Source organism: Vibrio jasicida CAIM 1864 = LMG 25398 (assembly GCF_000400365.1).
Taxonomy (GTDB): Bacteria; Pseudomonadota; Gammaproteobacteria; order Enterobacterales; family Vibrionaceae; genus Vibrio; species Vibrio jasicida.
In genome coordinates this window covers 14,115-26,316 of sequence record NZ_BAOG01000026.1, presented here as the reverse complement: position 1 = coordinate 26,316, position 12,202 = coordinate 14,115, and the positions used below count along the sequence as shown (strand labels likewise).

10 protein-coding genes are annotated in these 12,202 nt (G+C 47.1%); 5 read left to right on the top strand and 5 right to left on the bottom strand.

The features are described from left to right. The first annotated feature begins 52 nt into the window (after positions 1–52). Positions 53–937 carry a LysR family transcriptional regulator gene (locus VJL_RS08345; RefSeq protein ID WP_038873443.1) on the top strand — a complete coding sequence of 295 codons (885 nt, stop codon included), beginning with the start codon at positions 53–55 and terminating at the stop codon, positions 935–937. Between the two features lie 221 nt (positions 938–1,158). Here VJL_RS08345 and VJL_RS08340 read toward each other — a convergent pair whose 3' ends face one another. Further along, positions 1,159–2,676: an arylsulfatase gene (locus VJL_RS08340; RefSeq protein WP_038877155.1), complete on the bottom strand. Its 1,518-nt coding sequence runs from the start codon at positions 2,674–2,676 to the stop codon at positions 1,159–1,161. A 192-nt stretch (positions 2,677–2,868) separates the two neighbouring features. Further along, a complete protein-coding gene (locus tag VJL_RS08335; RefSeq protein WP_081634937.1) occupies positions 2,869–4,530 on the bottom strand; it encodes an electron transfer flavoprotein-ubiquinone oxidoreductase in 1,662 nt (553 codons plus the stop codon). Between the two features lie 278 nt (positions 4,531–4,808). Between VJL_RS08335 and VJL_RS08330 the strand changes: the two genes are divergently transcribed. After that, the gene (locus VJL_RS08330; RefSeq protein WP_038877151.1) at positions 4,809–5,558 is read left to right on the top strand and encodes an electron transfer flavoprotein subunit beta/FixA family protein; all 750 of its coding nucleotides are present in this window, start codon (positions 4,809–4,811) and stop codon (positions 5,556–5,558) included. 11 nt (positions 5,559–5,569) lie between these two features. Further along, complete coding sequence (locus VJL_RS08325) at positions 5,570–6,535, top strand: electron transfer flavoprotein subunit alpha/FixB family protein (protein WP_038877148.1); 966 nt, start codon at positions 5,570–5,572, stop codon at positions 6,533–6,535. A 653-nt stretch (positions 6,536–7,188) separates the two neighbouring features. Here VJL_RS08325 and VJL_RS08320 read toward each other — a convergent pair. Genes VJL_RS08320 through pdhA form a run of 3 tightly spaced genes read right to left on the bottom strand, consistent with a single transcriptional unit; the run spans position 7,189 to position 10,398 of the window. Next, entirely contained in the window at positions 7,189–8,331 is a 1,143-nt protein-coding gene (locus VJL_RS08320; protein WP_038877145.1) for a dihydrolipoamide acetyltransferase family protein, read from the bottom strand. Then, positions 8,328–9,311 (bottom strand): alpha-ketoacid dehydrogenase subunit beta, encoded by a 984-nt coding sequence (locus tag VJL_RS08315; protein ID WP_038873460.1) that lies wholly within the window; start codon positions 9,309–9,311, stop codon positions 8,328–8,330. Before VJL_RS08315 ends, VJL_RS08320 begins: the two co-directional genes overlap by 4 nt. Continuing rightward, positions 9,304–10,398: a pyruvate dehydrogenase (acetyl-transferring) E1 component subunit alpha gene (gene pdhA / locus VJL_RS08310; RefSeq protein WP_038877143.1), complete on the bottom strand. Its 1,095-nt coding sequence runs from the start codon at positions 10,396–10,398 to the stop codon at positions 9,304–9,306. The genes VJL_RS08315 and pdhA overlap by 8 nt, the downstream gene beginning before the upstream one ends. 595 nt (positions 10,399–10,993) lie before the next feature. Between pdhA and VJL_RS08305 the strand changes: the two genes are divergently transcribed. Both VJL_RS08305 and VJL_RS08300 read left to right on the top strand, forming a co-directional pair. Continuing rightward, positions 10,994–11,314 (top strand): DOPA 4,5-dioxygenase family protein, encoded by a 321-nt coding sequence (locus VJL_RS08305; protein ID WP_038873466.1) that lies wholly within the window; start codon positions 10,994–10,996, stop codon positions 11,312–11,314. Positions 11,315–11,549: 235 nt separating this feature from the next. Continuing rightward, positions 11,550–12,176, top strand: a complete 627-nt coding sequence (locus VJL_RS08300) for a hypothetical protein (RefSeq protein WP_038873467.1) — start codon at positions 11,550–11,552, stop codon at positions 12,174–12,176. The last annotated feature ends 26 nt before the right edge of the window (positions 12,177–12,202 follow it).

Here is a 12,202-nt window from a genome sequence, read left to right as displayed (position 1 = left end):
GTGATAATAGAGGTAATTAGCAAAACATTATTGCCATATGGCAAAGGTGACTATGGACAGCTTTGAAGGTATCAACGAATTTGTTACGGTTGCGGAGAGCTTAGGGTTTTCTTCTGCTGCGAAACAATTGGGTTGCAGTACCAGCCATGTGAGTCGACAAGTGACAAAGTTAGAGGAACGTTTAGGCGTTGCCTTGCTAGCACGTTCGACACGGATGGTAAGCTTAACGGAAGCAGGGCAAGCGTATTACCAACAATGTAAAGAGTTGGTGATTGGGCTTCAGCAAGCCAATGAGCAACTCACCACACAGCAAACTCAATTGAGTGGTACGTTACGAGTGAGTGCTGCTGGTGCGTTTTCTGAAAATCACGTTGCACCAGCGTTGATGGCGTTTGCGAAACAACATCCGAACCTCACGGTAGAAGTCAACTTCAATACAAGTATGGTCAATTTTATTGAAGATGGTTTTGATTTTGCCATTCGTTACGGACGCCTAAGTGATTCTGGTTTAGTCGCGAGAAAGCTAGTCGATCGCCCCATGGCAGCGGCGGTGAGTCAGAATTATATCGACGAGCATGGTTTTCCTACTCATCCAACACAACTCAAGCACCACAGTTGCATCATCACGAACAAGGATGTTTGGTTATTTGAAAAAGATGGTAAGGCGCTAGATGGCGTGAAAGTCCAAGGACGATGGAAAAGCAACAACGCTAAAACGGTTTTGCAAGCTTGTGAAGACGGATTAGGCGTGGCGTATCTACCAAAGAGTAGCTTTAACGACGCCATTTCTTCCGGGCGATTGGTACCAATCTTAGAGTCTTATTGGGGAAGTGGTAATAGCAGTTGGATCGTTTATCAGAATCGCCACTTTCTGCCTCTAAGGGCTAGATTGGCCATCAACTTTCTACTTGACCATTTTGCTGATTGGCAGGAGTAGGGAGGGGTATTTCGAAAGCAAATAAAGCCGCGATGAACTGCGCTATGGGTGACAGGCGATATCTGCTTTTTTCTAAAAGTATCCGACCGTGATGAACGTCGGTTATGCGACTCTTAGAGATGAGGTATAAGGGCTTGAGACATAAAAATACGGAGTACAGATACCAGCGATAATATCCGTACTCCGTAGGCTTAGTGCTTTATCAAACTAAGTGTTAAACATTAATTCCGTTGTGGTTGCGTCATGGCATCCACGACTTGCTCGATACTCAAAGAGCTGCCTTTGGTTGCAGGGAACTCTTTAAAGGTTTCAAGGAATTTTCGAACGATAGCCTGCGCTGGGACAAACATCCACATTTGGTCTGCGTAGAAGTGTCGGACATAAAGCGCTGAGTCTGGTCCTACTTCAAATGGGTCCATACGTAGGTTAACGATCAACGGCCAGCTTGGCGTTTTACGATAAGCCTCGTTGATGGCCCCTTCCATGATGGTGAAGTGAATCTTCCAATCTTTATAACGCAGAGCGTTTAAGTGGCCGCCGGCATCAAAGTAGAAGATTTCATTACGAGCACCAGTATCTGTTTTACCGGTAAGTAGGTCTAACTGGTTATAGCCATCGAGGTGCGCTTTAAAGGTTTTGTTATTGGCTTTATGACCTTTAAGTAGCTTCTCTTTTACGTCTGGCTCACCCACGGCGGCCAATAGCGTTGGCATCCAGTCTTCTTGAGAGAAAATGTCGTTGATGACCGTACCCGGTTTGATTTGACCCGGCCAGCGAACCATCATAGGTACGCGGAAGCCGCCTTCCCAAGTTGTACCTTTCTCGCCTTTAAATGGTGTTGTACCACCATCTGGCCATGTGAATTTCTCTGCACCGTTATCGGTACTGAAAATCACGATGGTATTGTCGGCTACGCCCAGTTCGTCAAGCTTCTTAAGCATCACGCCAACTTGATCGTCCAGATCCATCATGCCGTCGGCATAAAGGCCATAACCAGATTTCCCTTTGTATTCTTCACTTAGGTGTGTCCAAACGTGCATTCGCGTCGAGTTGTGCCAAATGAAGAAAGGTTTGTCGTCTTTCACGGCTTTTTCCATGAAGGCAAGACTGGCTTCCATAAACTCTTGGTCAACGTTTTCCATACGCTTACGGGTGAGTGGGCCTGTGTCTTCAATTTTTCCGTCAGCGGTGGATTTAAGAACACCGCGAGGACCGAATTTTTTACGGAACTCAGGATCTTTAGGGTAGAACTCTGATTCTGGTTCCTCTTCAGCATTTAAGTGGTAGAGGTTACCGAAGAATTCATCAAAACCGTGGTTAGTAGGTAAGTGCTCGTCTTGGTCTCCTAGGTGGTTTTTACCAAACTGACCCGCAACGTAGCCGTGGTTTTTCAGTAGCTCAGCAATGGTTGGGTCTTTGGCTTGAATCCCTTCTTTTGCTCCAGGCATACCAATCGTAAGTAAGCCTGTACGGAATGGGTGCTGACCGAGAATGAACGATGCACGACCCGCAGTACAACTTTGTTGCGCGTAAGCATCCGTAAAAATGGCACCTTCATTGGCAATGGTGTCGATGTTTGGTGTACGACCGCCCATCATGCCATTGTGATAAGCGCTAATGTTGTAAACACCAACATCGTCGCCCCAAAATACTAAAATGTTGGGTTTATCTGCTGCCAACAGACTGACAGGCGCGACCGCGCTCATCAATACGAGAAACTTCCTCAATATCCTCTTCATCGAGTCCTCCTGGACAATAAGTAGAATTCATTTCTTTTGTTGTGATTGATGCAAATTGACCGTGAACTGCTTAGTTAATTGGCAAACTAAGCATAGTACACGTGATTGATTTGTTAGATTTTTGATGGATTTAAATTATCAATTGTTCAGATAAAAGAGGCGTGATAGCGAATCACCATCACATTATAAGTGCTACATGTTTTGATAGCTTGGTCCGCCGCCACCCTCAGGTGCTTTCCATGTGATGTTTTGCGAAGGATCTTTGATGTCACAGGTTTTGCAATGCACACAGTTTGCGGCATTAATTTGAAATGTTCGCTCGCCTTCTACTTCTACCACTTCATACACGCCAGCAGGGCAGTAGCGCTGGCTTGGCTCATCAAACTTCTTCAAATGGACTTGAATCGGAATATGAGGATAGGCGAGTTGCAAGTGGCAAGGCTGATTTTCTTCATGCTGTGTACCAGACAAAAATACTGATGAGGGTTTATCGAAGCTGATTACACCATCTGGTTTCGAGTATTGAATAGGTTGGCACTCATCAATTGGTTTCAGCTGTTCATGATCGTGCGAAGGATCAGTGATCGTCCACGGTATTGGTTTCTTAACCAGAGGTTGCCACAGATTGTGTTCGAAGGTGGAAAGTGCGCCGCCGAGTACGCTGCCGAATTTGTGAATGTTTGCACTAAAGTTACGTGTGTCACTGAGTTCTTCATACAACCATGAATCTTCAAACTTGGTTTGGTAATCCGGTTCCGAATTGGATTGTGTGAATGCTTCGGCAATGGCTTCTGCGGCTAACAAACCGGATTTCATCGCAGTATGGCTGCCTTTGATCTTAGCGACGTTCAAGGTACCTGCATCACAGCCGATCAACAGACCGCCGGGAAATTGCTGTTTCGGCAGAGAAGACAACCCACCTTTTGCAATGGCTCTTGCGCCATAAGCGATACGTTGAGCGCCTTTCAAATGTTGTTCGATTGCAGGGTGGTGCTTAAAGCGTTGAAATTCGTCAAACGGACTCAAGTAAGGATTGCTGTAATTCAAGTCGACAATAAGCCCAACGGCGATTTGGTTGTTCTCCATGTGATAGAGAAAACCGCCACCCGTGGTGTTGGATTCACTCAGGGGATAACCTGCAGAATGAATCACGTTGCCTGATTGATCTTTGGCATCGACAGGTAACTCCCAAATCTCTTTAAGCCCGAGCGCATAATGTTGCGGTTGTTTATCGTCGTCTAAACCAAATCGTTGGATGAGCTCTTTACCAAGATGACCTCGGCACCCCTCGGCGAATACTGTGTATTTGGCTTTTAACTCAATACCGGCTTCAAAGTTGGGTTTGGCTTCTCCTTTCTTGTCCAAACCCATGTCGTTGGTGTTTACCCCTGTAACAGCGCCAAATGCGTCGTAGTTAATCGTGGATGCGGCGAAACCGGGATAGACCTCTACACCAAGCGATTCAGCTTGTTCTGCTAACCAACGACACAAGTTCGCCAAACTGATGACGTAGTTGTTTTCATCATTGTGCATTGGGTTAGGGGTAAGAAAGTGGGGAACACGAATGTGATTAAGTTCTGTGGTTAGGTACAAGAAGGCATCGTTTTTTACAGCGGCGGAAAGAGGCGCGCCCATGCTTTGCCAATCAGGAAAAAGCTCGTCTAATGCACGTGTTTCGAATACCGCACCAGATAAGATATGTGCGCCAACTTCTGAGCCTTTTTCTACCACACAAATAGACAGCGGCTCACCCTCACGTTCTTGGTTGAGTTGCGCTAAGCGGCATGCTGCACTCAAACCTGCAGGTCCGGCGCCAACAATCACAACATCAAATTCCATGCATTCTCTTTCCATCTTCTTGCTTCCTTTATGCGAAACCTTTCTTTGTGTTTCAGGTGCTTCTTCTATTACGCAGTGCTCGTATAAAGAACTATAGTCCAGTTGACGTAAACGTAAACTAAACTAAGCTCAAATGGTAACGTCATAGGGCGTGATAAAGATTTTGAGTGACAATGTCACAATGCATTTTTTGTTAGCAAGGTAATGAAAAAGCTGAGCTTTAACACCAATCTTTGTCACGCATGACCCAATTGCTAGGACGCGTATCGCTTTGCGATCTGCTAGGAGGGAATGTGAAAGTACTGGTTGCGATTAAACGTGTAATTGACCCTTACGTTAAAGTAAGAGTGAAATCTGATGGTTCCGGTGTGGAAACCAACAACGTGAAAATGACGATGAACCCATTCTGTGAAATTGCGGTGGAAGAGGCTGTTCGCCTTAAAGAAGCTGGGGTAGCAGAAGAGGTGTTAGTGGTGTCGATTGGTGACGCCAGTTGTCAGGAACAATTGCGCTCAGCGCTCGCATTAGGTGCGGATCGTGCGATTCATATTGATGTTGAACAGTCACCAGAACCGCTTGCGGTCGCGAAGTTACTCAAAGCTGTGATGGAGCAAGAGCAGGCTCAATTGGTGCTTCTGGGTAAACAGTCAATCGATACGGATAACAACCAAGTCGCGCAAATGATGGCGGCACTGACGAATCGTCCGCAGGGGACATTTGCTTCGGAAGTGAAAGTAGAAGGGGAAACGGTTCTGGTTACGCGAGAGATCGACGGTGGCTTAGAGACGCTCAAACTGGATTTGCCTGCGATCATCAGTACGGATTTACGTTTGAATGAACCGCGTTACGCCTCGCTACCGAATATCATGAAAGCGAAGAAGAAGCCGCTATCGGTAATGACGCCAGACTTCTTTGGTGTGAGTGTTGAGCACTCTCAGCAAGTGCTGGAAGTCATGACGCCGCCTGCCCGTAAAGCCGGTGAGATGGTTGGCAGTGTGAGCGAGTTAGTCGACAAGCTCAAAAATGAAGCGAAAGTGATTTAGGAGGCATAACCATGGAAAACAAACCGTTAGCAACCTTGGTCGTGGTGGAGCACGATAACCAATCACTTTCAGCGGATACATTACGTGCGTTGAGCGCGGCTTCTCAGATTCAACAATACGGTGCCTCTTTGCCTGTCACCGCCTTGTTAGTCGGACATCAGTGCAGCTCAGTATTGAATGAGTTGAAGTGTGTGCAAGGTATCTCACAGATCATTGCGATTGATGCTGCTGAATATCAGCATGCACTGGCAGAAAATCTATCTACTTTGATTGCCGAAGTTGGTCGGGATTATTCGCATATCCTAGCTCCCGCGAGTACCTTCGGTAAGAACTTGATGCCCCGTGTCGCAGCCTTACTGGATGTAGGGCAACTGTCAGATGTGATTGCGATTGAATCGCTCGATACGGTTATTCGCCCCATCTATGCCGGTAATGCGTTAGCCAGAGTTCGCTCGGACGATACAACCAAAGTGATGACGATTCGGAGCTCAGCGTTTGACGCAATTACTGTGCTTGATTCTGCAGTAGTCGAGAATGTCGTGACGTTAGAAACGGTCATTAAGGCCGAGCACATCGAGTTCGTTTCACAACAAAAAGCGGAAAGCGAAAGACCAGAACTACCGGCGGCAAACGTCGTGGTCTCTGGTGGTCGTGGATTAGGCAGCAAAGAGAATTTCGCGCTGGTGGAACAACTTGCCGACAAGCTTGGTGGGGCAATTGGTGCATCACGTGCTGCGGTAGATGCTGGCTTTGTGTCTAACGATTTGCAAGTTGGGCAAACGGGTAAGATTGTCGCGCCTCAACTGTACATTGCTGTGGGTATTTCCGGTGCAATTCAACATTTAGCAGGGATGAAAGATTCCAAGGTGATTGTGGCGATCAACAGTGATCCTGAAGCGCCAATCTTCCAAGTCGCAGACTATGGTTTGGTAGGTGATTTGTTTGAGATTATGCCGGAATTATTGGAGAAGGTTTAAGTTCGGTATTTGTCGGGCGTCATTCCCTAGAGCGAAGAATGAGTGAGTAGGGAATCCCTTCTTGCTCACTACTTTAAGTCGTCATTCTGAACAGCGAGGAACGAGCGCGATTCAGAATCCGCTATTAAAGTGCGCTGTGGGTTCTTACTACGAAAGACCTTCGGTGTTCGTTGTGCTTAGATTCCTAGTCGCGCCTAGGCTTGCTGGAATGACGCGCTAGAGTTTCTTGCTAACAGTCAAATTCTTAAGTCGCTTTTTGCTGAGTGCAAACCAAACCGCCTCATTCCCTAGAGCGAAGAATGAGGGGGGTAGAGAATCTTATTCTTGCTCACTAATTTAAGTCGTCATTCTGAACAGCGAGGAACGAGCGTGATTCAGAATCTATTGTCAAAGTGCACGGTTGGTATATCGCTATGAAAGCCTTTCAGTGCACTTTGCCATTAGATTCCTAGTCGCGCTTAGGCTTGCTGGAATGACGCGCTGGCGTTTCTTATTAAAAATCATATTATTAGGACGATTTTACTGAGTGAAAACCAAACTGCGTCATTCCTTAGAGTGAAGAATGAACGAGTAGGGAATCTCTCATTTAAATTCATCTTCAAAACAAAAGGGCTTCAAATCGGAAGCCCTTTGTTATTCATGGCAAAAGCTGCTTAAACGCTCGCTTTTCTTAGGTGTTCTGCCAGCACTTTTGTGAACCTTGCCGCTTCGCCGCCGGTACATGCACGGTGGTCAAACGTAATCGACAACGGCATGGCTTTCACTGCTACAGCTTGCCCGTCTCGAATTACAACCTTCTCAATGATTCGACCTGCACCGACAATCGCGACTTGTGGCGGCGTGACCACTGGTGTTGCGTAAATGCCTGCAATTGCGCCAAAGTTTGAAAGCGTAATGGTGGCGTGCTGCAACTGCTCACGACCGATCTTACGTTCACGTATGCCTTGCACCGTTTGGTCTAACCAACGACGTACTTCTTGAGGCTCATATTCGTCGGCATGTCGCAGAACAGGCACGTACAAGCCGTGTCGGCTGTCTACGGCGATACCAATGTTCACCGTGCTGTGGACACAACGTGTCATGGTTTCGGCATCGAACCATGCATTCATAGCCGGCTCTTCCTGACACGCATGCACGATCGCTTGGACCAGACGAATACTGATGTCTTCGCCTTGCTTCCAGCCATCTAAGACAGCTTCCTCAGTAATTGTCACTGCCGCGACATTGTGATGGGACTCCGCCATGGTCGATACCATGGTTCGGCGTGCGCCTTTGAGTACTTCTGTACCGGGGCGTTGTTTGCCGGCTTCGTCGTAAATGTCGGCGTCGACAATCAAACCGTCCGGACCACTGCCTTTGACCAAATCCAAATCCACACCCAGTTTCTTCGCTAGTAAGCGAGCAGAAGGAAGTGCTGTGATGAGATTATCCGGTGATGGGTTGTGTTCGCCACCAATCCAGAAATCATCCACATTCACGCTGTGTGCATGTTGGGAGACATTACCAACCACGGTTGCAGCATCGGCAGTTTGTTTTTTCTCGGAGACAGTTTGTTCTGCTCCCGTTTCATCGATTTCCAGAAGTAGAGCACCAATGTTGATTACGTCGCCTTCTTCACCATGACGGCTCACGATGCGGCCACCATAAGGCGCAGGGACGTCTACGGTCGCCTTTGCGGTTTCGACAGTAAGCACCACTTGATCGAGCTTAACCATATCGCCAACACTAATATGCCATTTCACAATTTCTGACTCAGCGAGACCTTCGCCGAGATCGGGTAAGTTAAACGTCTTCATTTCCAATCCTCCACGAGTTCGCGCGCGGCGAGCACAATGTCTTCTTCCTGAATCATGTAATAATCTTCGTTGCGGTAGTACGGCATGATGGTATCCATGCCCGTGACGCGTTTTGGTGGCGCTTTGAGTAGGCACATCGCATGTTCTGCGGTTCTGGCTAGCAGTTCTGAGCCGACACCACAGGTTTTGCTGGCTTCATGGACCACCAAGAGGCGTCCGGTTTTCTCTAGCGAACGGAAGATGGTCGCGGTATCAATGGGTTTGATGCTGGCTAAATCAATTACCTCAACTTCGATACCTTGATTGGACAGCGTTTGAGCCGCTTGCAGTGATTCGACAACACACGCTCCCCAAGTCACTAACGTAATGTCGCGACCTTTGCGAAGGGTAAAACAAGTGTCGAGAGGTAGCGCTTCGCCGTTATCCACCACTTCAGATTTCACAGTGCGATAGATACGTTTCGGCTCGAAGAACATCACCGGATCGTTGCTTCGAATGGCTGCTAGGAGCAAACCATAAGCGCGTTGCGGTGATGAAGGAATCACAACCTTAAAGCCTGCGGTGTGAGCAAATAACGCTTCGACGCTTTCGGAGTGATGCTCTGGTGCGTGAATACCGCCACCAAAGGGCGCGCGGAATACCGCAGGGCAGGTGAGTCGACCACGGGTTCGGTTACGCATTCGCGCTGCATGACACATCAGATGCTCCAATGCAGGGAAGACAAAGCCTTGGAATTGAAACTCGGCTACAGGTCGTAAACCTTGCGTTGCCATACCGACAGTGACTCCGCCAATAAGTGCTTCAGCTAGTGGTGTGTCGATAACGCGCTTAAGACCGTATTTTTGTTTGAGTCCTACAGTGGCGCGGAATACACCGCCGTTATCACCCACATCTTCGCCAAGGACGATGACATTTGGGTCGTGTTCCATTTCATGATGCAGTGCGAGGTTCACTGCTTCAACTAACGTGAGTTCAGTCATGTTTCCCTCCCTGCATTCGCATTGCTTTATTGATTAGCTCATCCCTTTGCGCATGAAGCTCTTGGGGCAGGGATTCATAAAGGAAATCAAAGCCCGTTTCAGGCGCTTGATTTGGCATGTTGAGATAACGCTCAACGGCGAGTTCAACTTGTTCTTTGCAATGTGCTTGCCACTCTTGCTCTTTCTCGTTATTCCAAACGCCTTGATTGGTGAGAAAGGCTTTAAGTCGACGAACAGGCTCATATTGCCAAGCCGTTTGAACCTCGTCCTCGTTACGATAGCGGGTCGCGTCGTCGGCGGTGGTGTGGTCGCTCAAACGGTAGCTTACTGCTTCAATTAACGTTGCGCCTTTGCCTTTTCTCGCTCGTTCAAGGGCGCTCAATGTTGCATCAAACACCGCGACGACATCGTTGCCATCCACCGTAATGCCGGGGATACCAGCACCTTTAGCTTTTTCTGAGAGAAATTCCGCGGCACATTGCAAACTGCGTGGTACGGAGATCGCCCATTGGTTATTGTTCACCACAAAGACTAATGGGATGTTCCAAGCGCCTGCACAATTAATGGATTCAAGGAAATCGCCTTTGGAAGTGCCGCCATCGCCGCACATCACCAAAGCGGCATCGTGATTGCCTTGGATTTTCAGTGCCGCCGCAACACCAACGGCATGGGTACACTGAGTTGCGATTGGGACACAGAAGGGGAGATCTTTACTAGGAAAAGGACTGCCTTCAGGCGCGAAGTCGCTGCCGCGTTCATCGCCTCCCCAATATTGCAGGTTCTTTTCCATTCCTATGCCACGGCACCACATGGCGGGCATATCACGATAATAAGGCACGAAAACATCGGTGGTGTTAAGCGCTCTGCCCACAGCAATACCAACAGCTTCCGAGCCAAGGTGTGATGGGTAGGTGCCCAATTTCCCAGTGCGTTGCAGGGCAACGGCTTTGTTATCGTAGGTCCGGGTTAATACCATGTCTTGGTAAAATCCGACCAAAGTTTCAAGATCAGCCCAGTTGGGTAGTTGGCTGACGAGGTTCCCATCATGGTCGATAAACCGATGCATGGGTAATGCCTGAACGTTCATCTCAAGCTCCTTTTGACGCTGCGGGTCTTTTGGACTGCAGCTGCTCATTATTTCGATCTCAGCCTGTATGGGTACTCAGGCTTTGATATCAGCGCAAAAGGTCATACCTAGGATTGCAGTTGTTTTTGATAGTTATTGACGCATCTGTCGTTCGTCTCTCTAACAAAACTGTGTTCTGGAAAAATACAAGGCGTCGCTTGATACTGCTGTTTACACCGCCTAATCCAGTGATGAATCTTGATATAACCAGATACTGTAAGTGTAAACAAAATGTTAAATTATGCTTTGATTTACGCAATGATCCACAGTAAAATTTCGCTTACAGTGTATTTTTATAGGATAAAACACTGGTTTTAAGAATTGTACGTTTTCAGAATTGAATGGAATCACTGACTTTGACCAGAAATTTGCGACAAAATTACGCTGTGAAATTTTACAACTTGAATGGTTTTTAAGCACTTTGAGGTGATAATTCAGTAACACGTTATTCTCGTCGTCACGCTTTGACTAGATAGAGTCACTTGTCACTTCCCAAGGTTGGGGAATGCATGTAGTGTGACCCATAATTAAAGTCTGTGATACTCATGGAGAAGTTATGTACCACATTCATGTTTATTTTCCGCTTCAGCAGCAGGAAAAAGCTCAAGCCTTGAATGAAATTATTCGTCAAGAACGCCAAGACGTGCTGCGCGTTTTTCCGTTAGTGTGTAAATTGGTTGGGCCCCATAAGATGCCAATGTTTGAACTGCACGTTGAATCCGTGAGCGAGGAATTTATCGCTTGGTTAGATACCATTCGAGGTGGCTTCTCTGTCTTAATCCATCCAGTCAGCGATAACGAATTACGTGATCACACAGAACATGCGATTTGGCTCGGGCGCGAACTCGGAGTATTTGAGGAAAAGCTCGAAGCGTAAATCGTCGGGGTAGGCGACGTTTCCCCTCCTTGTTCGTCCTACCCAGATTCAGCAATTCCGTCCATCGTGTGCTAAACCTAAATAACGATAGTGATAAAAGAGTCATCATCGTATGTTCTTATATTTGATGTTTAGCAACGCATTAAAACAAGATTTAGCATATAAATCAGGGAAGTGCAGTATACGACCCCAACGCCATTGGCAGTGGAAAGGACATTTCTAGAGGGGAAAGGGGATGCTAACAATACTCTTGGTGGCACTAGCGCTGTATATCTTTTGGCTGTTGTTTCGTAATGGCCCTGCATTTGCCGAGCGTGTGCCAAGTAAAAAACGCAATTGGGTCGGACCAACCGCTAACCAAGAAGAGTGGCAAGGCTATTGTTCAGAAGTCTTTCAACCATTCAGTTCTCAAACTACCTTTTATGCCATCGCCTATTTTGCTAACTTCGTTGCGGCTGCGAATGCGATTTCGTGGTCGATCATTTATGAAGGTGACTATCCCATCATCATGAGTCGTTTTGGTAGCTATTTCATCGTTAATACGCATGATGCGCTGTTGGTTTCAGGGTTTGTCGCGTTGGCGTGCTTTATTATAAATTGGCAACTTGCTGTCCATTGCGCAGGAATCATGAGCCAATATTTGGTGCGCATACTCATCATTAACCGCACTCGTTTCGTAGCGATTAGCTTAGTGTTTTGTAGCTATTTTGCATACTTACTTACAGTAGGCATTTTTTGGCTCTTCCACGATGGATACTCGATTTGGCATGGGCTTACGCTCACTCCGGTATTTCTGCTTTTGGCGTTGCTTCTTGCGTTTGTACTGCCATCAATGAAAAAAGAGCCTGTAGAGAAAGACTAAAGCAAGATTCAATTCAAGTTGTTGCG

Excerpts from the sequence above, each read along its gene's own strand:
- VJL_RS08345 (WP_038873443.1), top strand. The coding sequence starts at position 53 with ATGGACAGCTTTGAAGGTATCAACGAATTTGTTACGGTTGCGGAGAGC.
- pdhA (WP_038877143.1), bottom strand. The coding sequence starts at position 10,398 with ATGAACGTTCAGGCATTACCCATGCATCGGTTTATCGACCATGATGGG.
- VJL_RS08300 (WP_038873467.1), top strand. The coding sequence starts at position 11,550 with ATGCTAACAATACTCTTGGTGGCACTAGCGCTGTATATCTTTTGGCTG.
- VJL_RS08325 (WP_038877148.1), top strand. The coding sequence starts at position 5,570 with ATGGAAAACAAACCGTTAGCAACCTTGGTCGTGGTGGAGCACGATAAC.
- VJL_RS08315 (WP_038873460.1), bottom strand. The coding sequence starts at position 9,311 with ATGACTGAACTCACGTTAGTTGAAGCAGTGAACCTCGCACTGCATCAT.
- VJL_RS08340 (WP_038877155.1), bottom strand. The coding sequence starts at position 2,676 with ATGAAGAGGATATTGAGGAAGTTTCTCGTATTGATGAGCGCGGTCGCG.
- VJL_RS08320 (WP_038877145.1), bottom strand. The coding sequence starts at position 8,331 with ATGAAGACGTTTAACTTACCCGATCTCGGCGAAGGTCTCGCTGAGTCA.
- VJL_RS08335 (WP_081634937.1), bottom strand. The coding sequence starts at position 4,530 with ATGGAAAGAGAATGCATGGAATTTGATGTTGTGATTGTTGGCGCCGGA.
- VJL_RS08305 (WP_038873466.1), top strand. The coding sequence starts at position 10,994 with ATGTACCACATTCATGTTTATTTTCCGCTTCAGCAGCAGGAAAAAGCT.